Source organism: Flavobacterium johnsoniae, assembly GCF_001879205.1.
GTDB classification, from domain to species: domain Bacteria; phylum Bacteroidota; class Bacteroidia; order Flavobacteriales; family Flavobacteriaceae; genus Flavobacterium; species Flavobacterium johnsoniae_A.
The window spans coordinates 138,958-162,100 of the sequence record NZ_MLFK01000008.1 but is presented as its reverse complement, the minus strand read 5'-3'; the positions used below and the strand labels follow the sequence as shown (position 1 = coordinate 162,100).

Below are 23,143 nucleotides of genomic sequence, written 5' to 3'. Positions count from 1 at the left end.
ATTTACGGTTCTTTTTACAGGATTTGGGCTTCGTAATATTTAAAAAAAATAGCAGTAAAAAAAAGATTTAGTAATGTACAACTAAACATATTTTGAGTAGTTTTATGGCCTGATACCCCAAATCAATATCAGTAAAGAATGGCTTACAATACGAATGAACTAGTACGATTTTAGATGCCCAGAACAAGCTGTATTTAACAGCTCTTGATGAAATAAAAAAAGGCAAAAAAGAATCACCGTGGATGTGGTTTATTTTTCCTCAAATAAAAGGAATGGGCTCGAGTGATACTTCAAAATTTTACGAAATCAAAAATGCCGATGAAGCTATCGCATTCTTAGAACATCCTATTCTAGGAAAACATCTGGTAGAAATTACAGCTGAACTAATCAAAAAAGAAGAAGAAACCGTAAACGATATATTTGGAACTCCGGATGTAGAAAAATTGCAGTCTTGTATGACTTTGTTTGCCAGCATTCAGAATACAGAGCCGGTTTTTCAGGAGGTTTTGCATAAATATTTCGACGGATCGTCAGATTTTCACACGCTGCAGCTTTTATACAGCAACTTATAAGAAGTAAGAATCACTTTGCAAATACGCAGGTTATCTTAAAATAAGGTCGATTTGACTGCTTTTCTAAAATAAGATATCTATATTTGCAACACTGTTGCGTTTATTTGCATGATAATTAAGCATTTAAATATTCAGCAGAAATTACACGGAATGAAAAAGAAAATTGCAGTAGTAAATTTCCTGATGTCTTTTGCAGTATTGTTTGCGATGCTGTTTCAGACGGTTCACTCCTACGAACATATTTTAAGGCAGGCATCAGAAAAACGATGTGACCACAAATACATTCCAGGCCAAAAAGAAATAACCCACAGCCATTCGGTCGATGCGAATTGCCATATTTGTCATTTTGCTTTCAGCACCTTTATTGCCAATTCATTTCAGGCATTCTCATTTCATAAAACAGTTGTTGAAACTTCTTACACATTTCTTTATTTCGAGGGAATTTCAACGTTTTTCAAAGGCAGTCTTTTTGCGCTGCGAGCACCCCCCGCTATCCTTTAATTACTACATTTTTACTTTTTTAAAACTATAACAGCCTTTGCCTTATTTATTTAATTGAGGTAAAATCACCTGTGTTTTACTGCTTTTTTTGACTTGCTTTTAAGCAATTCCAAAAAAACTGTTTTTGTATTGTGGTAATTCTTCACAAAGAAATTAACAATCAGGCTTTTAAAACTTTTAAAAGCTTAAAAAATTTCTATATCCGCTTTTTAAATCCATCATTTCAACATATAAACTTATGCTTACAGCAACAAACCTTACCAAAAAGTATGGCGATCATACCGCTTTAAACGCCTTAAACCTAACCATAAAAGAAGGTGAAATATTTGCTCTTTTAGGGCAGAATGGGGCCGGAAAAACCACTACTATTAATTTGTTTTTAGGTTTTATAGAACCTACATCAGGAGAACTAGAAATCAACAATATATCGGTTACCGAAAATAATCAGGAAACCAAAAAACATGTCGCTTATATTCCGGAAACGGTCATGTTATACCCTAATCTTACGGGTTTAGAAAATCTTAAGTTCTTTTCGTCATTGGCAGGATTTAAATATTCTAAAGGAGAATTGACTTATTTTTTAAACAAAGCCGGACTTCAAATTGGTGCGCACGACCAGAATTTGGGTGGTTATTCTAAAGGAATGCGTCAAAAAGTAGGAATTGCAATTGCGATTGCCAAAAGAGCAAAAGTACTTTTGCTGGACGAGCCTACGAGCGGTTTAGACCCAAAAGCATCCAACGAATTTTCGCAGATTCTAAAAGAACTTTCCGCAGATGGAACAGCGATTTTAATGGCAACCCATGATATTTTCAGAGCCCGAGAAGTCGCTTCGCACATTGGGATTATGAAACAGGGAAATTTAGTTACGGTTATCGAAGCAGATAAAATATCGGCCAACGAACTGGAAGATTTATATCTACAAACCGTTTAAGATGAAAAACTTACTCTCTATTTTATTTGTAATGATTGGCACTCATTTTATCCAATCTCAAACTATTAACAGCAAAGTTAAAGACAGTATTGTTAAGGATTCCCTTGAAATGCAGGCCAAACGAAATGAATTGCAGACTGTTGAAATTGTAGGTCGTTCGACCAAAAAGTACAACAGCGATTATTCGTTTGCAGCCACAAAAATTGCGGCTTTAAATAAAGATATTCCGCAGTCTATTTCGACCATAACCAAAGAATTAATTGCTGATAAAGGAGCTTTTTATCTAGCCGATGCCGTAAAAATGTCAAGCGGCGTTATTCCGGCGAGTTATTACAATCAATACACAATTCGAGGTATCAGCCAGAATGAAGAAGGCCAGATTATCAACGGAATGCGAACACGCCAGTACTATTTTTTACAGCCGTTAACGAGTAATATCGAACGTGTTGAAGTGATAAAAGGCCCTTCGAGCGCGACATTTTCCTCTGTTGATCCCGGCGGAAGCATTAATATGGTGACTAAAAAACCTCTGGCCGTTGACCGAAAAGAAATCAGCATGAGCGTGGGCAGTTTTAGCACTTTACGCGGTACACTTGACTTTACCGGTCCTCTAAACGAATCAAAAACGCTTTTATATCGGGTAAACGGTGCCTATCAGCAGGCAAAATCTTTTCGTGATTTAGTCAATAATAAATCGTTCCTGATCTCGCCGTCTTTCAGTTATATTCCGAATGAAAAAACAGCAATTAATACCGAATTAATTTTGAGCGACATGACCGGAATTCTGGATCGCGGGCAGCCTATTTTTGGTGCCGTTGCCGGAAAAACAAGCCTGAATAAAACACCAATAAGCCTAAATCTGGGCGCTCCAAGTGATTTTTTCAAATCGAAAGAAATGATCCTGACGACGAATTTTGCACACAAATTCAATTCTAAAATTGGTTTTAATGCTTCATATATGAAACAAACCTGGACAGAAGATCTTCAGGAGCACCGTACCACAAATGCTTTTGCAGTCGATATAAATAATCAGCCTGTTACAAGTCTGGCCATGATGCAGTTTGTTCAACGCCAGCAAAACTGGGACATTGACAATTTGAGTGCTTATTTAAACTTCGACTTTAAAACCGGGAAACTCAATCATAAATTACTAACAGGTTACGATTTAAGCAGCTGGAATAAAAATAAAGGAGGCGGACAAAACGCAGCCAGAGGTTATTTATTAAAGGACGGCACTGTTGCGGGTTCTTTTGTTTTGGCGAATGCTTCAAATTATCAAACCATTACCGTTGACGGCGTTGTAATGCCAAAACCTAATGTTGATTATTTTAATTTGAACAATCCAACTTATAAAATAACAAGCCCTGAAGATTATACGCTGAATGTGCGAACTGCTTTACCATCAGCATTAACTACAACAAATGCGGTTTATATTCAGGATCAGATTCAATGGGAAAAATTTACTTTTTTACTGGGATTAAGAAACGAATGGTTTGAAGATATTACGAATTACGAAACCAATAACGAACTCAAAGTCAAAAAATCGGCTTTGCTGCCGAGAATTGGAATTACTTATGCCGTAAACAGCGATATAAATGTGTACACAACTTATCTGGAAGGTTATCAGCCTCAATCTAATACGGTTACTTTAATGCCGCAAACAGGAACTTTACCTGCCGGAAGTTTATTTGATCCTCTGGAAAGTGATTTAAAAGAAATAGGTATAAAAACTACTTTTTTAAACAATTCAATGAGCTTTAATGCTGCGATTTACGAAATCAACCAAAAAAATATTCTGATGAATGCCAACGATCCTGCAAATCCGGATTTACTGGTTACCAGAGGTGCTGAAAGAAGCCGTGGTTTTGAGTGTGATCTGGCAGGATACATTACCCCTGATTGGCAGATTAATGCATCCTACAGTTACATTGATGCCGAAATTACAAAAGACAACAATCCTGCTTTAATTGGCGCGAGAAAGCAGAATACACCAAAAAACAGTGCTAATTTATGGACACGCTACAACTTTAAATCAGATTCTGCTTTGCAGGATTTAGGAATCGGATTTGGGGTGCAGTACCAAAGCAGTAAGGTGCCTTGGTTTACCAGAGATTTTACACTTCCGGACTTTACCATTTTTGATGCTGCCTTGTTTTACAAACCAAGCAAAAGCAACGTACAGATTGCGATAAATGCCGGCAATTTATTAAACAAAACGTATTGGCTTGGCGCGCAGAATTATTTGCGCTTATTTCCGGGAAGCCCACGAAATGTAAGCCTTACGGTAACTTATAAATTTTAGTTTATATGAAATTATTACATACAGAAATCCTTATTGCCAGGCATTTTAAAAATTCTGTTTTTAAAAATTCGGCGATCTATATTATTACCCTTTTTATTGGCGTACTGTTGTTATTTGCCGCTTTCTCTGGCTGGGATAATTACAGCAGCCAAAACGAAACCAGCGAAAAATATCAGCATGAATCCCGCGAAGACTGGTTGAAAAATCCAGATAAAAATCCGCATAGAATGGCGCATTACGGAAATTTTGCTTTCAGAAAAAGTACGTCGTTAAGTGTTTTTGAATTTGGAATGGAGCCGTTTTTTGGGAACGCTATTTTCTTAGAAGCACACAAACAAAATACAGCCAATTTCTCTGAAGCCGGATTTTCAAATAGTATGCTTCGTTTTGGCGAAATCAGTATTGCGATGGTTTTGCAGGTTTTACTGCCCCTCCTGATCTTTTTTGTGGGGTTTAATTCTGTTGCCTACGAAAGAGAAAACGGAACCTTAAAAATCCTGTTAAGCCAGGGAATCCGTTGGAAACAACTTTTATTTGGTAAAGTTCTGGGTATTGCAAGCGTAATGATGCTTCTTTTTACTCCAACCATTATTGTTTTGGTTTTGATCTGGTTAATCCTTCAAAATTTCTCAATTTCGGCAGATGAAACTATAAAGATGCTGTTGTTTATAGGGTTTCATTTTATTTATCTGATGTTCTTTTGCGTGGTTGCCGTTTTGGTTTCGGCGTCCAGCAAAACTTCAAAAAAAGCATTGGTTTCCTTAATCGGAATCTGGCTGATTTTTACCATTATTCTGCCACGAACAACTCAGGCAATTGGAGCGTATTTGTATGAAGCACCGTCTAAAATCCAGTTTAACAGCGATATTGAAAAAGATATCCTCAAACAAGGAGACAGCCACAACCCTAATGATGTACATTATAAAGCTATAAAAGATTCTTTGTTGAGAGTTTATAAAGTTGATTCGGTTCAAAAACTTCCTTTTAACTATTCCGGATTTATTATGACCGAAGGCGAAAAAATAAGTTCTAATATTTACAACAAACATTTAGAAGAACTGCTGAGAATTTATGAAAAACAAAACAGTTTTTCTAAAGCCGTTTCCTTTCTAAATCCGTATATCGCCATCAAAAATCTGTCGATGGGATTATCCAATACAGATTATGATTCGTACATCGATTTTCAGAAACAAGCGGAGCAATACCGCTATAAAATGGCGCAGAAAATGAATGCTTTGCAGATCAAATACATCAGCAATAAAAAACCCGGACCCAATGATAAACCGCTTACTATTGGCAAAGAGCACTGGGCAGATCTCGAAGAATTTCATTATGAACCAAAAGGAATTTGGGATGTTTTAAAATCCGAAGCTGTTTCTGTTATTTCTATTCTTTTATGGGTAATTCTATTGCTTCTTTTAATCAGAATTGCCGCTAAAAACCTAAAAGCCGTTTAATATGTTAGTACTCTTATTTAAAAATTTCATCCGTTCAAAAGGCACCAAAATCGGCTTACTTTTTTTATTAATTATCGGTTTTATAAGTCTTTTAATTGGACGCCAGTTTCAGGAAAAACAACAGCAGAATATCACAGAAGCGGCCATTTATCAAAAAGAACATATTGCCAGAAATGCAGCTTTTCACAAAGACGAAATGGGGCTTCTGCTCTACTACATCAAGTTTTCACTGGTTAACAATACCCTGCCGATAAACAGTTTAGCGATTGGCCAGCGCGATGTAAATCCGTCAATTCAAAGTGTTACGATTCGCGGCTTAGAAGCTCAGAAATACGATTCGGAATTGAATAATCCGAGTAATCTTTTATCAGGAAATATCGATTTTAGTTTTGTGCTTTTGTATCTGTTTCCGCTTTTGATTATTGCCTTTTCGTATAATATCATTTCCGAAGAAAAAGAATCCGGAACCTGGAAAATCGTAGCAACACAAAGTCCGAATACGTTTGTATATATTTTAAAACTGTTTTACGTTCGTATTTTAAGTCTGATTGCACTTTTAACTTTGATTCTTTTTGTTGCCGTTTTCTTTTTGCAGATTCCAATTGATAAATCGTTTTTTGTGTTTTACGGAATTTCGGTTTTGTATATTTTGTTTTGGTTTGCCGTTTGCTTTTTCATTGTTTCATTACAGAAAAATTCAAATTTTAATGCTGTAATTCTGCTTACAATCTGGTTATTCCTCATTATCATTCTTCCTGCCGGCATCAATACTTATATCATCAACAAATACAAAACTCCGGAAGCTTTAGAATTAACATTGACACAGCGAAATGCCTACCATGAAAAATGGGATATGGATAAACAGGAAACGCTGGATAAATTCTACAAACATTATCCTCAGTTCAAAAATTATCCGCTTCCTGAAAAAGAATTCAGCTGGCTTTGGTATTATGCTATGCAGCAAATGGGCGACGACGAATCGGCTGTGCAATCTCAGGAATTAGAATCCAAGCTACAGCAGCGAAACCGTGCGAGTGAAGTGATTGCGCAGTTTATTCCAACGCTTCACACTCAGATTCAGTTAAATGAAATTGCAAAATCAGATTTGCGAAACCAGCTTTTGTTTTTAAAAGAAACAACAAAATTTCATGAAAAACTGCGTCTGCATTTTTATCCGAAGATTTTTGATAATGCTCCGGTTGAACAGCAGAAATGGGAGAATTTTAAAGTTGAAACTTTTAAGGATCCGACTGAAACTAGTTTTGCAAAAGCGTTTTTACCTTTATTGCTTTTTAGTTTACTGCTGATTGGTTTTGGATGGCGGAATTTTAATCGTCCTAATCGTTTTTAACTGCAGAGAACGCTAAGGTTGACACAAAGTTCGCAAGGTTTTATTCAAAGCTTTGCGGACTTTGTGTTTTTATAATTTTGGCCTGCTTTACCGTTTAATTCCTATTTTTAGTAAAAATTTCCATTCTATGAAAAAAGTTCTATTGATAAGTCTTCTTATTCTTATCATTTTATATGCCTTTAAACAATTGGTTTACCATCCATACAAATGGAAAAAAGCTATTAATACTCCAGAACATAAATTGCAGCTGGGCAGTTTTATTTTTAGTAAACAAAGAGGTTCTAACGGAAGTCAAAGCATGCAGACCAATTATTTTATTTTTAAAGTAATTGAAATAAACGGCGATTATGTAAGGCTTTCTGTGATTCGGCAGTTGTCTGAAAAAGATAAGCTGAAACAATCTGATTTTTCTACCACAAAACAGGCGTATCAGGACTTAAAAAAGAACATTCATAAAATTACTATTACTCCTATTGCAGCCGCAGATTTATATAAAGAAGGCGCTTCATTTACCCTAAATGATTATTTGCTGAATAAATATCCCGCTTTAAGGCAGTCCCGTTATTATTATGAAGATTTAAAAGCACCAAAGGACCAGTTTGAATATTTTAGTTTGGTTTATTCTAAGGAAAAAATTACAAGCAAAGGAAAACTCGTTCCCTGGCTTCTAAGAAACGGCGATAAACCAGAACTGGTTACCAATTTATCTGAAAATATTGATTTGATACTTAATTAGTTGTTTTATTTAACCGCAAGGTACGTAAGGTGCGCCGCGGTTTTTATACCCGGTTATTGTTTATCATGAATACCAAAGTTAAAAGCTCAGGTTGTGTTTCATAAATGTAAGGTTTTCTAAAGAAAGCTTTGTAACCTTTCTTTTTTACAGCCCGGCTTGTCAAAAAATCTCTGCGCATTTTGCGCTTAAATAAAACTTTCTAAACCTATTCTGAATAAAATATTTCAGAAAGGACTTTATTTTTATTTTATTTAGAACTAATATAAATAAACTTTTATATTTGCCGCTTTCTGAGCCAATTCAGGTAGTTTTTAAAATTTACTTAAATTGCTTCGCAAAGTAAACTTCGTTTAATGAACAATAATAACAGTTTTGAATTAACCCTTTTTAAATCCTTTAAGGAAGGAGACGAAACTGCATTTAAGTTTTTCTACGATAAGTACTTTAGAAGAATTCAATCTTTTAGTGTACAGTTTATTTATGATCAGGATGAAGCAGAAAATCTTGCTCAGGAAGCTTTATTGCATTTATGGCAAAATCGCGAAAACGTAGATTCTATCAACGGAATTCAGGCTTTTTTGTTCACTTATGCTAAATCTAAATGCTTGAATTTCATTCGCCATAATAAAGTAAAGGATAAATTCAAAAACGACTTACTCAACCATAAAGAAAGAGAACTGGATATTGAGGTTTTAAATTCGCTTCAATTCGATACTTTAGAATTGACGGAATTAGAACGCATTATACAGGAATCTATAAACGATTTACCTCCCAAAACCAGAGAAGTTTTTATAAAAAAACGCTTCGAAAATAAAAAAAACGCAGAAATCGCCGAAGAAATGCAAGTTACTTTAAAAGCTGTTGAAGCCCACATGACAAAGGCTTTGAAGATTTTAAAAACGAAATTATCCGATTATTTGTTTCTTATTTTTATCCTTATTTATAATAATTAAGAATAAAAGGTAGGGTTTTTTATTTCAGAAGTGTACTAACTATAACGCGAAGTTTTAAAACTCAAATATGACATCGGAAATAATACAAAAATATCTCTCTAACGAAGCTTCAGAACAAGAAGTTCAGGCACTTTTTGAATGGATTGAGGCCACTTCCGAAAACAAAAAGCAATTTATAACGGCAAAGAAAGCGTGGGTTCTTTCCGGTTTATCTGAAGATATTTTAAGTGATTCCGTTCCATTAATCCAGCTTAAACCAAAAAACAAACTAAGGCAGTATTTAAGCTATGCCGCAGTATTTTTAGTTCTAATTGGGTTAGGAAAAACTTTTTTATTAGTTACCGATAAGTCAAAAACATCTAAGGAAATTGTTCTGGAATTGGGCGACGGCCGTTTAGAATATTTTTCCGAAAAAAACCAAACTGCTTTAGTAAATGACAAAGGAGATTTAGTGGCCAAAAAATTTCCTGACGAAATCATTTATTTTGGAAAAGCAACTGATGATAAATTGGTTTATAACACACTCAAAATTCCGTATGGAAAACGGTTCAGACTTAAACTTTCAGATGGTACCGTTGTAAGTTTAAACGCCGGAAGTACGCTGCGTTATCCGGAACAATTTGGCATACACGGAAACCGAAATGTTTATTTAACCGGTGAAGCTTTTTTTGAAGTCGCCAAAGACAAAGAACATCCTTTTATTGTAAATGCCAATGAGGTTGATATTAAAGTCCTTGGAACAAAGTTTAATGTGAGTGCTTATCCCGAAAATCCAACCGTTAACAGTACTTTGGTCGAAGGAAGTATTCAAATGTCTGAAACGGCAAATCCTTCGAATGCTATTTTGCTGGAGCCAAACCAAATGGCTACATGGCAGCAGAATGCTAAAAAAATTACCCTGAAAAATGTTGACCCTTCTCTTTATTCAGCCTGGACAAAGGGAGAATTAGCCTTTAAAGACACGCCGTTTTCTACAATCGCCAAGATTATTCAGCGTACCTACGACGTTGAAATTATCAATCAAAATTCTGATTTGGCCAGACAGAATTTTACCGGTACTATAAATACCAGCGAATCTAGTGTGGAAAATATTTTAGATCTTCTAAAACGCGACACCCCTTTTAATTATTCAATTGAACAAAAAACGATTACCATTACCAATCCTCGATAAATAAATAACATGACATTTGCGATACAACCCGTTTTAAGAAAAATTCTGTTTTTCTTAGCCATTCTCATATCTGGATTTAAAGGTTTTTCTCAGAATAAACTCATAACATTACACGTAAAAAACAAACCTATAAACCTAATTATCAAATCTATTGAAGAACAAACTGATTTTAGGATCATTTACAATACCCGAAAAATTGATGTTGACCAGCTCTCCGATTTAGATGTAAATAATGTAACTCTTGAAGCCGCTTTATCACAATTACTAAAGGATAAAAACATTTCGTTTTATATTCAGAAAAAACAGGTTCTGCTGACTAATGCTCCTGCTGCGCCGGCAGTTCTTTCAAACGAAAACGAAAGGCTGATAAAAGGAACGGTATTAAATGCTGCAGATAAATCACCGCTGCCGGGGGTTACGGTTTTGGTAAAAGGTACCGGAATGGGCGCTGTTACAGATGCCAACGGAAAATTTGTATACAAATTAAAAGGTACTGACATTAAAAATATTGTACTTGAAATTCAATATTTAGGAATGCAGTCTCAAACGGTAAAAGTCGAAAATAAATCCGAATTTACTTTTTATCTTGAAGAATTCACAGACGAATTAAACCCTGTTATCATTACTTCTTCGTATGGCACGACAAAGTTAAAAGAAGAAATTGTGGGAAGTATTTCTACTTTAACAGCAAAAGATATTCCGGTACAACAAGCTTCTGAAAGTGTTGATAAAATGCTTGAAGGACAGGTAGCCGGTGTTTTAATAGAAAATACTTCTGGTGTTGGCGGACCTGTAAAAATCAATATTCGCGGACAGGGAAGTTTAAAACCGCTGGGGAATTCTATCGTAGGAACTTCAACACAGCCGCTTATTATTGTAGATGGCGTAATTATGAGTGAAGAAAGTTATATATCGAGTCCCTTTTTTAACGGCCAGACTGCGTTATCAGAAAATTTAATGAATCCCCTGGCGCAAATCGCTCCGGAAAATATTGAAACTTTTACGGTACTTAAAGATGCCGCAGCCGTTGGTATTTATGGTGCCGATGGTGCCAATGGTGTTATTTTGATTACTACTAAAAAAGGTAAAATTGGAAAAGCAAAATTTGGTTTCTCCAATCAGCTTGGAGTTTCTTCTGCCATTAATCAAATTAAATACTTAAATGGCGAGCAATATACCGAAATGCGAAATGCTTATTTAAAAAATACATCGACCAACTTTAGTCCGATTCCATATAATGGAGTCAATACAGACTGGTTTGATTTACTGAACAATTCCGGAATTTATAACAAATATAATTTCAACGTTTCCGGCGCGACTTCAAAATTTTCATATCGAACCAACATTTCTTATTTAAATATCGATGAACCGCAGTTAGGCAACACTACAAAACAGTTGAATGCAGGAATTAATTTAGGTTACAGATACAATAAGTTTGATGTAAATGTATCTCTGAATCCGAGTTACATTCAAAGTATTGCCCCAAATATTTATTACTCGCACGCGCATATTCCTACACTTGCACCTTATAATGCAGATGGTTCTTATACCTCGACCGGGCTTATCGGTACCACCGGAGGAAATCCTTTAGCGGCAATTGCTCAAAACAAAAACGAAACAGATACTTACGGTATTTTAGGAAGTATCAATTTAGGCTACGAGCTTAGTAAGTCTATTAAGTTCTCTACTCTTTTTGGTATTGATTATAAGGATAAAGAGCAGGATCGTTATTTTTCGGGAGAAAATGAAAGCGGACGTCTGAATGGTAATTTTTTATTGGATGGAATTGCTTATAATAATTGGGGAAGAAGAGCTATTAACCAAAGGAAATCTACCAAATGGAACTGGCAGGGACAAATGGTTTTTAATAAAGAAATCAATAAAAATCATGGTATAGATGGTGTTTTAGGATTTGAGCTTTCTGAAGAAAAAGGGAGATTTCATTATGCTTCGGGATCTGGTTTTGTGAATCCGAATGTGGTAAATGCCGTTTCAGATGCCAGACGAGATGATGATCCTGCGACTACTACAGACGAATCATTGGGCGGACAGACTTATAATAGCGAAATCAGCAATGGCTCTAGAGTTTCCTTGTTTTCGCAGATCAATTACAATTATAAAAAGAAATATTTCTTCTTAGGAAATTTAAGGCGCGACCAAAGTTCTGTTTTTGGCAGCGATTCTGATGTTGCTTTAAACAGCGGTGCAGGTTTGGCATGGATTATCAACAACGAAGATTTTCTGCAGTCCAGTTCCTGGATTGATTTATTGAAACTAAAAGTCAGTTATGGTTCAACCGGTAATTCAAGAATTGGGTCTTATCGTTCAAAAGGCTTGTATAATAACGCACAAAACGGTTACAATGGTGAGGATTATGCTACACCGGGCGCTGCGCCAAACGGAAATTTAAGCTGGGAAAAAAATAAAAAATTCAATACCGGAGTTGATTTCAATGTTTTTAATACGGTCGAATTAGCATTAGAATATTATTATGACGATTTATCAGATTTGATTGTAGCCAGAGATATTCCATCAGAAAACGGTTATAGCACTTTAGAATTAAATGCCGCCAGTATGTACAATAAAGGTTTTGAATTTACAACTCGAATTAAATGGTTTCAAAAGGGAAAATTTAAATGGAGTACTTCATTCAATATCTCTACAGTCGAAAATAAAGTAACCGATTTAATTGGATTAGGAAGTGATTATTCGCAGGCTAACCTTGCGCTTGCTCAAAAAATCGGTTACAGTACGTCAACAATTTGGGGAATAAACTGGATTGGCATCGATCCTGCAACAGGTCGTGATCTTGTTAAAAAGAACGGACAGGTTTATGATTCAGCTACTTACAACCGTTTATTTACAAATGCAGACTGGGAGCCAATTGGTAATACACAGCCAAAAGCTTTTGGAGGTTTCAGTAATAGATTTTCATTAAACAACAACATCATCCTATCAATTACAGGAGCTTACCAATGGGGCGGAGACAAATTGGTTTCAAACGACATTATCGCAAAATATTCTACAACAGTAAATAGAAATATGTCAGTAAATGCATTTGATTACTGGCGAAATCCCGGCGACATTGTAACACAGCCTGCACCGGGAAACAATACTTTACTGCCCAATTTAAGCAAGTATGTTTATGATGCTACATACATCAAAATCAGTAATATTAATTTAAGCTATAATGTTCCTTTAACCAATACATTTCTAGACAGCTTGACTGTTTTTGCCGATGTTTCGAATGTGCTGTATTGGTACAAAGAAAAAAGTCCGACAGGAATGAACGGCATTAGAGAATTTAATTATACTTATCCGCAGGCCAGAACGATTTCGATGGGTATTAATACTAAATTTTAAAAAAATGAGAAATTTAAAACATAACAATCCCCTAAAATTCGCTTTCCTTTTAGCCGCTATTTTGCTGTTGCAAAGCTGCAGTGATTTTCTCGAACAAGAACCTGGAACACAAACTTCTATAAACGAACAATTAGGAACCAAACAAGGCGTTCTGGAGGCAATGAACGGTATGTACCGTGCTATAGAAGCCAATGTAAGAACAGAAGCTTTTTCGACTTATGCTGATCTACAAGGCGGTAATTTAAAATTTGCACCTGCTGTATCTACAAGTACAACGATAGGGCAAGTAAGCACTCCGGGAAGTGTGGTAAATCTATATTCTTTTGATGATCTGGCTGATAAATCAAATCTGGCCGCCTTTTACAGCGCTAATTATAGTATTATAAATCAGGCTAACTTAATTTTAGAATTTGCAGATGCCTTAAAAGATGCTTCAGATACTGAAAAAAGCCAAATAAAAGCCGAAGCCTTAACTGCAAGGGCTTATGCACACTTTTTATTAAGTGAAATTTACAGCCAGAATTATGGTTTTACGGCAGATGCTTCCCATTTAGGAATTATTTATAATAGTAAATCCATTACAAACGGACTGCAATATCCTGCCAGGGAAACTGTTGCCAATACTTATACCTTTATTATCAATGATATTAAAGACGCCCTGAATTTGTATGCTGATACTCTTATTTTAAACGGTCCTGCTCACTCCTATTTTAACAAAAACAATACAAAAGCTTTACTGGCAAGGGTTTATTTAGCTAAAAAAGACTGGAAAAATGCCTATGATACCGCAGATGATATTATTAAAAATTCAGGAGTAGTCTTAATGAATTCTGGAGATTATGTAGCGCAATGGCAAAAACCAGATGGTCCGGTTTCTGAAATTTTACTGGAGTTTTCAATTCCCAGAAATGACGAAGGTGCAGCAAGTACCTCATTAGCTGCATTTTTTGGATATACATCCGATACTCAATACGGAAAATACACTGCATCTCAGGATTTGGTTAATTTATATGAACCCTCAGATATTCGCAAACAGTTATTCAAAAATCATCCATTACCTACGTTGGTCAATTTTCAAAAGGAAATCCTGAATTATTATTTTACCGATAAGCTTCAGGGTAATCCGGGGTATGTAGCTTTTCGCTTAAGCGAACAATATTTAATTCGCGCCGAAGCAGCAATAGAACTCAACAACAGCGCTCAGGCTATCGAAGATATCAATATCATTAGAACAAGAGCAAATGCTGCGGTTTTACAGGGAAATGAAGATCTTAAAGAAGCCGTGTTTTTAGAAAGAAGAAAAGAGCTTTGTTTCGAGGGTCATTTGTTTTTTGATATCGCCAGAAACAAAAAAGATGTTTCCAGAAACGATGGCTGTATTGCACTTAGCTGTAGCTTAACCTATCCTTCGCCAAAATTTATACTCCCAATTCCAAGAAGTAATATTAACCTCAACACCAATCTAAAGCAAAATGAATCGTATTAAAATTATATTCGTATTAAGTCTCATTCTTGCATTTGCCTCTTGCTCAAAGGATGATTACAGATTAGAATCCGGTATTATTGATCCTTTTGTAAGGTTTAATTTTATTGTAGGGAGCAACAATATTCCTATTGAATATCCAACAGTAAATACTACAACACTGCCTGTTAATACTTTTGAAAACAAATCGGTTAAGGTTTTAAAAGTTCCGGTTTCTTTAACTTCCACAGCTTTAAAAGAGCCTGTTAAGGTTAATTTTAGTGCCGTTACTTCCGGAGATGCTAATAGTTTTAGTGTAGAACCAAAAAGTGAATTGCTGTTTGAAGGAAATAAGCTTACCGATACTATTTTTGTTTCTTTTGACAAAAGATGGGCTAACGAACAAACCATTACATTAAAACTGGAAAACGCATCTGATCCGGCTATTCATATCGGAAACATAAATACATACGCCCCAAACGATACTTTTACGATTAAACTGGGTGAAATAAGTACGGTGTATACATTTCCTGTGGGCCAATATTTAATTAAAGGAGAAGTGGGCGAAAAAATCGATTTTAAAGTAAATTTCCCAAACGGATTTATTCCGTCTGAAATTGAAAATGCCAACATCTTTAAATTCCTGGATGGTTTTGAATATTCTTTAACCCACGATGATTTTGGAGATAACAGAAGCTCTATAAATTATCATTTAACGCTTTTAGAAGATATTCAAAATCCGGATGTACGTTATGAAACTAAGCTAACGTTAACCAATACGCCCAATTATATTGCTACCGGAAATACCATTTTGCAGATCATAAAACCAACCCGATCACCAAGAGATGTGAATGCAAATCCTGCGTCTAACTTTTACGATTTGTCGAGTCAGTTTTACCTGACTTACGGTGAAACCTGGTTTGACAGAAGCGGTACTTGTGCCTGGCAGGCTTATAATGCCTTTACTTTTCCCGTTGTCGTGACCAAAGACAACGAAAATGCCATTTTATACAGCGACAAAGGCACTGCAAACCCAAATGATGATGTGTATCACGATGCTTTCAAAATTGGATTTAATGTTGTTACAGGAACTTCAACCACCAATTCTTTTAATCTAAAGAGATGGTTTAGTAATGAAGCCGTAGCTGCTGCAAGTTCTCCCGGATTCAATATTACCTCGGCTTTAGAATTTTTTCCGGAAAACGGAAACAGTAAAACTCAGGGAAAAGTATTGGTGATTCCGCAATATATTACCATTGCAGGAACCAATAAAAACAGCCATAACATCGAAATTTCCGGAGAAGGTACTTATAAAGAAATCAGTGCGGGTTTATTTGAGATTTCTTTTGAACTGAAACTTACAAACGAAGCACTTTTTGGAGGAACGGTTTCAACACAATACAGAATGTACAATAACAAAACATATCCAAAACCGGCCGCATTAAGTATTGACTGTCCTAAGGAAGTGGCGCTTTAGTTTTTAGTCGCAGTCGCAGTCGCAGTCGCAGTAACTTTGTCAAAGTTTAAAACTTTGACAAAGTTTTCTGAAAAACGAAAGCTGAGACTGAAAACTGAGACTGCGACTGAAGCCTGAAACATGAAACAAATCAAAAAAATAAAATATAAAAGAATTGAAAAAACTAATCTTCCCTATTCTGTTCCTTGTGAGTTTGACGGCTTATAAAAGCGTTGAACAGCCGGATTATATAGACATTCAGGAATTGCGAAAAATTTATTCCGACGGAGATGCTTCTAAATGGCCTGCCCCAGAACTGCATGAAAGCATCGATAAAGCTAAATTTCAGGATATTGGTGTTTTGCCGGCAGTTCCTTATCCCGATTATAATCCGTATTCGAAGGAAAAAGAAAGCTTGGGAAAGGTGTTGTTTTTTGATCCGAGATTATCGCTCAGCGGTCAAATTGCGTGCGCTTCCTGTCATAATCCGGAATTGGGCTGGACCGATAATTTGACACGTTCTTTCGGGCATGACCGCCAAACCGGAAAACGTAATTCGATGACGATTTTAAACGCAGCCTATGCCACTTCCCTATTTTGGGACGGACGCGCCAAAAGTCTCGAAGATCAGGCACAATTCCCAATTGGAGACCCATTGGAAATGAATGAAAAACTAACAATTGCCGTTGATAAAATTGCTAAAATAAAAGGCTATAAACCACTTTTTGAAGCAGCTTTTGGTGATAAAAAGGTTTCTTTGGAACGTATTCAATATGCCATTGCTACTTTCGAAAGATCGATCAACAGCCCTAAAAGTAAATTCGATCAGTTTATAAGCGGAAAATCAGATATTTATACCGATTCGCAGGTTAAAGGACTGCATTTATTCAGAACTAAAGCGCAATGTATTAATTGTCATAATACACCTTATTTCAGTGACAATCAATTTCATAATGACGGGCAGACTTTATTTGGAACAAAAAATGAAGATTTCGGACGCTATAATGTGACTAAAGATGTAAAAGATATTGGCAAATTCAGAACACCGACACTTCGCGAAGTTGCGAACACAAAGCCGTGGATGCATCATGGACATTTTCCAACACTTTTAGATGTTGTGGAATTATACAATTTAGGAAACCCCTCGCCTGTTCAGAAAAAATATCTGGGAACTCCAAGAGATTCCTTAATCCCAAAAGTAGATCCTGTGCTTAAAAAACTGAATTTAAACAAAGAAGAAATAAATGATTTATTAGCTTTTATCGAAACTTTAAGCACGCCAACCAAAAGAATCATGGTACCGGAAATGCCCAAATAATTTAGTTAGTTTGTAAATTGCTCCAAATCTACAAATATACTTAAGCCCGTTTTCTTTTTGAAAATGGGCTTTTTTGTGTTGCATATTATAATTTGCAACCATTTACAGCCTGGATTCTATAAAAATATTCTTATAGAAAAACTACATTTGACGATCTATACTTCTACAAATCAAATCTTTAAAAATCATGAACGTTAAAATCTACCTTACAGCACTTTGCTGGTGCTTTTTATTAGCTTCTTGTACACAAAAGAAAATAGAAAATGTAACTGCTTCAAATTCTAAATCTGATTCTGAATTTGAATTTGTTGGAGGTTATCCCACAGAAACTACTATTAAAAATGCTTACGATGAAGCCGATTTGAACCGGGCCATTCAAACGTACAGATTCTTTTATCCGTCTGTATCGTTTACAGGTACGTGGGAAGGAAACTTAAATAATGGTGTTGTTCCGAATAAAACATTTGCCATCTTGGACGGAACGCCCAACCAGCTCGTTTTTACACCAAACTCAGATACTAAATATGCCGGACTTGTTTTTGATCTTTCAGAATACGGTCCGATGGTTGTTGATGTTCCGCCCGGACCGTTAATGTCTGTAGCAAATGATTTGAATCAATTGTATATAATGGATATTGGTCTTCCTGGTCCAGATAAAGGAAAAGGGGGCAAACATATTATTGTGCCGCCTGGATATACCGGTAAAATTCCTGCTGGCTATTTTGTGGGGAAACCTACAACAAATCGCTTGATATTGATGTTAAGAGCACTGCCGCTTGATGGAAAAGCAGAAACTGCCGAAGCTTTAATGAAATCAGTAAAAGTCTATCCGCTCAATAAGCCAGCAGACTGGAAAGAGCCTACATGGGTCAGCTTGAATAAAAAAGGCGCTGATTTTACTCCACTTTCGTGGGAAAACAACATTAAATATTGGGAAAAACTGAATGATTTGATTCAAAAAGAACCTGGAAATCCTGCATACCGAATTATGTATGGAGAACTTGCTGAACTGGGAATCGAAAAAGGAAAATCGTTTAATCCTGATGCCAGAATGAAAGCCATTTTAGAAAAAGCGGCTCAAAAAGGAAATGCCATAATGCGTGTACAATCGTTTGCCGACCGAAGACCAGACCGCATTGTATGGAAAGACCGTCAATGGGAATGGGCAGTTTTGCGATACGCCAATGGTACTTTTGATACTGAAAATTATACGGATCTCTACGCACGCGAAAAATGGTTTTATCAAGCGCAGGTAGAATCTCCTGCCATGTTTAATCGTGCTCCTGGAGCTGGTTCATTGTATTGGCTCGGAATGAAAGACAATAATGGAAAATATTTAGACGGAAGCAAAACATACAAATTAACCGTTCCGCTGCCTGTTCCCGCCAAACTCTTTTGGTCGGTTACAGTATATGATAATGCCACACGAAGTGAAATTTTGACCAATCAGGATAAAGCCGCCTTGCGTTCTATGTTTGAACTAAAGGATAAAAAAGGTTCTTCGGTCGAATTGTATTTTGGTCCAAAAGCTCCTGCCGGAAAAGAAAATGTCTGGATTCAAACTCTTCCTGATAAAGGCTGGTTTACTTATTTTAGAATTTACGGTCCCGAAGCTCCCGCTTTTAACGGAAGCTGGAAACCAGGAGATTTTGAAGAAGTGAAATAGTCTGATTATTTATAATGAAACCCCGAACTAATTTCGGGGTTTCTTTTTGTAATCTCACTTATATTGAAAAAGACCCTCTATCTTTGCAACTATAATGTAACAAACATAAAAATGCCATTTGTCCGAATCAGCCTTCCTAAAAAACTTTCATTAGAAACAAAAAACAATATATCAGAATCGATTCATCAGTCTTTAATTGCAGCATTTCATATTCCGAAGGATGATTATTTTCATGTTATTGAAGAATTAGAACCTCATCAAATAAAATATCCCGAAAGTTACCTTGGAATTTCGCATTCTGAAGATATCGTCTACATCCAAATTACGGCAGGGCAAGGAAGAACTTTGGAACAAAAAAAGAAATTGTATCACCAAATTGCATCCGGAATTGCGGCTTCAACAGAAATAACAATTAATAATGTAATCATTGTTTTGCTAGAAAATAACGGACTCGAAAATTGGTCTTTTGGCAATGGCGAAATTCAGGAACCCAAACATTTGAAGAAATAAAATATTGCTTTCTGACTATTTAAAAAGCTTCGCCGATACGGAAGTAAAGTCCCCAATCTCCTTTTCCTACAGCGCCGTCCAATCCTATATTAAATTTTTCATTTTTAAATGCCCTGTATCGATATCCTACACCAACTCCCGGATACAGTCCCCAGTCGAAATCTTTAGTTTGAGATCCGTAAATAGTGGCGACTCCGGCAAAGCCAACTAATCCCATCTTTTTATTAAAATTATATCGATATTCTGCCTGTAAAGCCATAAGTCCGTCGCCGCGGTATTTGCCTTCAGAATATCCTCTAATGTCATTACCTCCAATTGTAACCTGTTGTTCGAAAGCAATATTGCCTAATCCAAATTTACCCGAAAAACGAGCGGCCAATACATCAGTTCCATTTCGAAATGGAAAATATTTATCATATTCCGAAAGGATTTTATTAGCACTCTCATCATTTCCAATCCATTCCGGATAAGTCAGCCAGCGCAGCTTTACTTTATTCCCTTTAGTTGGATAATAAACGGCATCACGCGTATCATACATCATAATCAACTGTAAACCATTAGTATGAGTTACAGAAGCCGGTTCGATATTATCTTCATAATTTGTATTGTAATGCGAATATGAATAACCTAAACCTGCATACAGAGACTTTATTAATTTGCGTTGAAGGCTAAAGCTGGCGATAGTTCTTTTGGTTCCGTAATTATAAAAATCCGGTACATCGACATCGTCTACATAATATTGTGCATTCTCATTTCCAACAGCCAGAAAAAGCTGTGCCCGCCAAAGGTCCTCTTTAAAATATAATTTATTAAAGGAGGCTATAAAATACGATTTATTGGTAGTATAAACTGCAGATAAACCAGATAAAGATTTAGGAGAAATAGTATCTGTTTTGTCTATTCTGTACATCATCATAGGGATAGCACCAAACATAAAATCCAAAGTTCTGTTGTAGTTGATGTAGGGCATCACATTAAAATCTACACGTTTTGTTTGTTTTTTTGATGCGGTAGTGTCAGCAGATTTTTGCTGTGGATATATAGACGAAAACCATAAAAAGAAGATTATGGAAAGTAAAAGCGTTTTCTTCATAAGTTGTTTTTTATGGATAAAACAAAACTACTACTTCACTAAAAAACAATCCTTCAATTTATGTAATCTTAGGTTGCAGATTATAAAATGAAACCATATTTGTCGATTTTTTCAAAACTTAGCTAAATGTTTAAACCCGACAGATTTTATCTCGTCCCGAAGTTTCGGGATCGGGACTGTCGGGTTTGCTGTTTTTTGAACTGGACTTTACTTTTTATGCACTAAATACATTAAAATTTCATCTTCTGTATTCTGACCGCATTCAAAATTGCGAGTAAAGCAACTCCAACATCGGCAAAAACGGCTTCCCACATAGTAGCCAGTCCGCCTGCCCCAAGAATTAAAACAAAAGCTTTTACAACGAAAGCCAAAATAATATTCTGCCAGACGATCTTTTTGGTTTGTTTACCAATGTTTATGGCCATTGCAATTTTACTCGGTTTATCGTCCTGAATGACAATATCGGCGGTTTCGATTGCTGCGTCGCTTCCTAATCCTCCCATTGCAATTCCAACGGTGCTTAAAGCAATTACAGGCGCATCGTTTACACCGTCTCCTACAAAAGCTACGGTTTCGTTTTTGGCTTTGATTTCGTTAACTTTATTGACTTTATCTTCCGGAAGCAAATCGCCAAAAGCCTTCGAAATTCCCAGTTTATCTGCTACAAATTGCACCACATTGGTTTTGTCACCGCTCAGCATCGTTACTTTTACGCCTAATGATTTTAGTTTAGAAACCGTTTCCTGCGCATCTGCTTTAATTTCGTCTGCAATGGTCAAATAACCGGCAAATTTTTTATCATAAGCAATGGCAATCGTGGTATACACAACAGAACCGGGATCAATATCATACGAAATATTGAATTTATCCAGAAGTTTAAAATTCCCAACATGCAGTTCTTTTCCGTTCACTTCGGCTTTTAAACCGTGTCCGGAAATTTCTTCCACCTGTTTCAATTCAATCGATGAATCTATTGCACCAACATGATTATGTATTGCTGTTGCTACCGGATGTGTACTTTGGCTTTCCAGCGCATTAACCAGTTTCAAGATTTCATCTTTATCAAAATCAGGTTTAATAATGACTTCCTGTACTTTAAAAACGCCTTCGGTCATGGTTCCGGTTTTATCCATTACCACGTTTTGAATAGTCGAAATACTGTCCAGAAAATTGCTTCCTTTAAATAGGATTCCGTTTTTACTTGCAGCGCCAATTCCGCCAAAATAACCCAGCGGAATGCTAATCACCAATGCACATGGACAGGAAATCACCAGGAAAACCAATGCCCTGTACAGCCAGTCGCTAAAAATATAATTGTCTACAAAAAGCATTGGCAAAAGGCAGATTGCAATGGCAAGATACACTACAATTGGCGTATAGATTTTGGCAAATTTGCGGATAAATAATTCTGCCGGAGCTTTTTTGGCCGTGGCATTCTGAACCATTTCCAGAATTTTAGACAATTTACTGTCATTGTAAGCTGTTGTTACTTTTACCAAGGCAATTGTATTTCCGTTTATCATTCCGGCTAAAACGGTCTGGCCTTTCTTTTTTGTATCAGGTTTGCTTTCTCCCGTTAAAGCTGCGGTATTAAACGAAGCCGAATCTGATAGTAATTCGCCGTCCAGTCCAAGTTTTTCTCCCGCTTTCAACTGTACAACAGCACCAATCTGAACGTCTTTTGCCTTGACTTTTACGGCAATATTATTTTCTAAAATCGTAACTTCATCAGGACGCTGGTCTAATAAACTTTTAATATTTGATTTTGCACGGCTGACCGCCATTCCCTGAAACGTTTCTCCAATCGTGTAAAACAGCATAACTGCAACACCTTCGGGATATTCGCCAATAGCAAAGGCACCAATTGTAGCAATGCACATCAGAAAAAATTCAGAGAAAACATCGCCTTTTACAATACTTTCATACGCTTCTCTCAAAACAGGAAGTCCAACCGGAAGATAAGCGATTCCGTACCACGCAATTCGAACATATCCTGAAAACCAGTCCTGAGGAAAGTAATTATCCAAACCTATCCCGATAAGCAGTAAAACAAGCGATATTATAGACGGAAGAAACATTCTGAACAAACTTCCCTCTGCTCCATGTTCATGATCGTGTCCGTGGTCATGTCCGTCATTTTCTGAATGTACGGGCTCGTCATGTGAACAGCAGCAGGATGGTTTGACTTTATTTTTTATATTTTTTACTTCTTTATCTTGATGTATCATTATAGCATTTCTGGTTTAAAGTTTCAGGTTTTAAGCCCCAAAAACTTTGTTTACAATAATGTTCTAAATT

Annotated in this window: 17 protein-coding genes; 15 read left to right on the top strand and 2 right to left on the bottom strand. The window is 36.2% G+C overall.

The window, feature by feature from the left end; translation table 11 throughout:
* The first annotated feature begins 167 nt into the window (after positions 1-167).
* The 15 genes from BKM63_RS15625 to BKM63_RS15555 all read left to right on the top strand — a co-directional run bounded on the left by BKM63_RS15625 (position 168) and on the right by BKM63_RS15555 (position 19,752).
* Entirely contained in the window at positions 168-572 is a 405-nt protein-coding gene (locus BKM63_RS15625; protein WP_347512005.1) for a DUF1810 domain-containing protein, read from the top strand.
* A gap of 150 nt (positions 573-722) precedes the next feature.
* Positions 723-1,073: a hypothetical protein gene (locus BKM63_RS15620; RefSeq protein WP_071637574.1), complete on the top strand. Its 351-nt coding sequence runs from the start codon at positions 723-725 to the stop codon at positions 1,071-1,073.
* Between the two features lie 238 nt (positions 1,074-1,311).
* Positions 1,312-2,007 carry an ABC transporter ATP-binding protein gene (locus BKM63_RS15615; RefSeq protein ID WP_071637514.1) on the top strand — a complete coding sequence of 232 codons (696 nt, stop codon included), beginning with the start codon at positions 1,312-1,314 and terminating at the stop codon, positions 2,005-2,007.
* Between the two features lies 1 nt (position 2,008).
* Positions 2,009-4,309, top strand: a complete 2,301-nt coding sequence (locus BKM63_RS15610) for a TonB-dependent siderophore receptor (RefSeq protein WP_071637513.1) — start codon at positions 2,009-2,011, stop codon at positions 4,307-4,309.
* A gap of 5 nt (positions 4,310-4,314) precedes the next feature.
* Entirely contained in the window at positions 4,315-5,766 is a 1,452-nt protein-coding gene (locus BKM63_RS15605; RefSeq protein ID WP_071637512.1) for an ABC transporter permease, read from the top strand.
* 1 nt (position 5,767) lies between these two features.
* Positions 5,768-7,117 carry a DUF3526 domain-containing protein gene (locus BKM63_RS15600; protein WP_071637511.1) on the top strand — a complete coding sequence of 450 codons (1,350 nt, stop codon included), beginning with the start codon at positions 5,768-5,770 and terminating at the stop codon, positions 7,115-7,117.
* Positions 7,118-7,244: 127 nt separating this feature from the next.
* Positions 7,245-7,853: a hypothetical protein gene (locus tag BKM63_RS15595; RefSeq protein ID WP_071637510.1), complete on the top strand. Its 609-nt coding sequence runs from the start codon at positions 7,245-7,247 to the stop codon at positions 7,851-7,853.
* A 353-nt stretch (positions 7,854-8,206) separates the two neighbouring features.
* Positions 8,207-8,806, top strand: a complete 600-nt coding sequence (locus BKM63_RS15590) for an RNA polymerase sigma-70 factor (protein WP_071637509.1) — start codon at positions 8,207-8,209, stop codon at positions 8,804-8,806.
* 67 nt (positions 8,807-8,873) lie between these two features.
* Positions 8,874-9,977, top strand: coding sequence for a FecR family protein (locus tag BKM63_RS15585; protein WP_071637508.1), 1,104 nt, complete (start codon positions 8,874-8,876; stop codon positions 9,975-9,977).
* A gap of 9 nt (positions 9,978-9,986) precedes the next feature.
* Positions 9,987-13,340: a SusC/RagA family TonB-linked outer membrane protein gene (locus BKM63_RS15580; protein ID WP_071637507.1), complete on the top strand. Its 3,354-nt coding sequence runs from the start codon at positions 9,987-9,989 to the stop codon at positions 13,338-13,340.
* Between the two features lie 4 nt (positions 13,341-13,344).
* A complete protein-coding gene (locus tag BKM63_RS15575; protein ID WP_242661158.1) occupies positions 13,345-14,826 on the top strand; it encodes a RagB/SusD family nutrient uptake outer membrane protein in 1,482 nt (493 codons plus the stop codon).
* On the top strand, positions 14,813-16,279 hold the full coding sequence (locus BKM63_RS15570) for a hypothetical protein (protein ID WP_071637505.1): 1,467 nt from the start codon (positions 14,813-14,815) through the stop codon (positions 16,277-16,279). The genes BKM63_RS15575 and BKM63_RS15570 overlap by 14 nt, the downstream gene beginning before the upstream one ends.
* A gap of 145 nt (positions 16,280-16,424) precedes the next feature.
* The gene (locus tag BKM63_RS15565; RefSeq protein ID WP_431733025.1) at positions 16,425-17,576 is read left to right on the top strand and encodes a cytochrome-c peroxidase; all 1,152 of its coding nucleotides are present in this window, start codon (positions 16,425-16,427) and stop codon (positions 17,574-17,576) included.
* A gap of 187 nt (positions 17,577-17,763) precedes the next feature.
* Positions 17,764-19,242: a DUF1254 domain-containing protein gene (locus BKM63_RS15560; RefSeq protein WP_071637503.1), complete on the top strand. Its 1,479-nt coding sequence runs from the start codon at positions 17,764-17,766 to the stop codon at positions 19,240-19,242.
* 111 nt (positions 19,243-19,353) lie between these two features.
* Positions 19,354-19,752: a tautomerase family protein gene (locus BKM63_RS15555; protein ID WP_071637502.1), complete on the top strand. Its 399-nt coding sequence runs from the start codon at positions 19,354-19,356 to the stop codon at positions 19,750-19,752.
* 19 nt (positions 19,753-19,771) lie between these two features.
* Here the strand turns inward: BKM63_RS15555 and BKM63_RS15550 are convergent, their stop codons facing one another.
* Together BKM63_RS15550 and BKM63_RS15545 are read right to left on the bottom strand one after the other, a co-directional pair.
* A complete protein-coding gene (locus BKM63_RS15550; RefSeq protein WP_071637501.1) occupies positions 19,772-20,845 on the bottom strand; it encodes a BamA/TamA family outer membrane protein in 1,074 nt (357 codons plus the stop codon).
* A gap of 230 nt (positions 20,846-21,075) precedes the next feature.
* Complete coding sequence (locus BKM63_RS15545; protein WP_071637500.1) at positions 21,076-23,073, bottom strand: heavy metal translocating P-type ATPase; 1,998 nt, start codon at positions 23,071-23,073, stop codon at positions 21,076-21,078.
* Positions 23,074-23,143: the final 70 nt, after the last annotated feature.

Excerpts from the sequence above, each read along its gene's own strand:
- BKM63_RS15595 (WP_071637510.1), top strand. The coding sequence starts at position 7,245 with ATGAAAAAAGTTCTATTGATAAGTCTTCTTATTCTTATCATTTTATAT.
- BKM63_RS15570 (WP_071637505.1), top strand. The coding sequence starts at position 14,813 with ATGAATCGTATTAAAATTATATTCGTATTAAGTCTCATTCTTGCATTT.
- BKM63_RS15605 (WP_071637512.1), top strand. The coding sequence starts at position 4,315 with ATGAAATTATTACATACAGAAATCCTTATTGCCAGGCATTTTAAAAAT.
- BKM63_RS15620 (WP_071637574.1), top strand. The coding sequence starts at position 723 with ATGAAAAAGAAAATTGCAGTAGTAAATTTCCTGATGTCTTTTGCAGTA.
- BKM63_RS15575 (WP_242661158.1), top strand. The coding sequence starts at position 13,345 with ATGAGAAATTTAAAACATAACAATCCCCTAAAATTCGCTTTCCTTTTA.
- BKM63_RS15600 (WP_071637511.1), top strand. The coding sequence starts at position 5,768 with ATGTTAGTACTCTTATTTAAAAATTTCATCCGTTCAAAAGGCACCAAA.
- BKM63_RS15555 (WP_071637502.1), top strand. The coding sequence starts at position 19,354 with ATGCCATTTGTCCGAATCAGCCTTCCTAAAAAACTTTCATTAGAAACA.
- BKM63_RS15580 (WP_071637507.1), top strand. The coding sequence starts at position 9,987 with ATGACATTTGCGATACAACCCGTTTTAAGAAAAATTCTGTTTTTCTTA.
- BKM63_RS15590 (WP_071637509.1), top strand. The coding sequence starts at position 8,207 with ATGAACAATAATAACAGTTTTGAATTAACCCTTTTTAAATCCTTTAAG.
- BKM63_RS15585 (WP_071637508.1), top strand. The coding sequence starts at position 8,874 with ATGACATCGGAAATAATACAAAAATATCTCTCTAACGAAGCTTCAGAA.
- BKM63_RS15550 (WP_071637501.1), bottom strand. The coding sequence starts at position 20,845 with ATGAAGAAAACGCTTTTACTTTCCATAATCTTCTTTTTATGGTTTTCG.
- BKM63_RS15545 (WP_071637500.1), bottom strand. The coding sequence starts at position 23,073 with ATGATACATCAAGATAAAGAAGTAAAAAATATAAAAAATAAAGTCAAA.
- BKM63_RS15615 (WP_071637514.1), top strand. The coding sequence starts at position 1,312 with ATGCTTACAGCAACAAACCTTACCAAAAAGTATGGCGATCATACCGCT.
- BKM63_RS15610 (WP_071637513.1), top strand. The coding sequence starts at position 2,009 with ATGAAAAACTTACTCTCTATTTTATTTGTAATGATTGGCACTCATTTT.
- BKM63_RS15560 (WP_071637503.1), top strand. The coding sequence starts at position 17,764 with ATGAACGTTAAAATCTACCTTACAGCACTTTGCTGGTGCTTTTTATTA.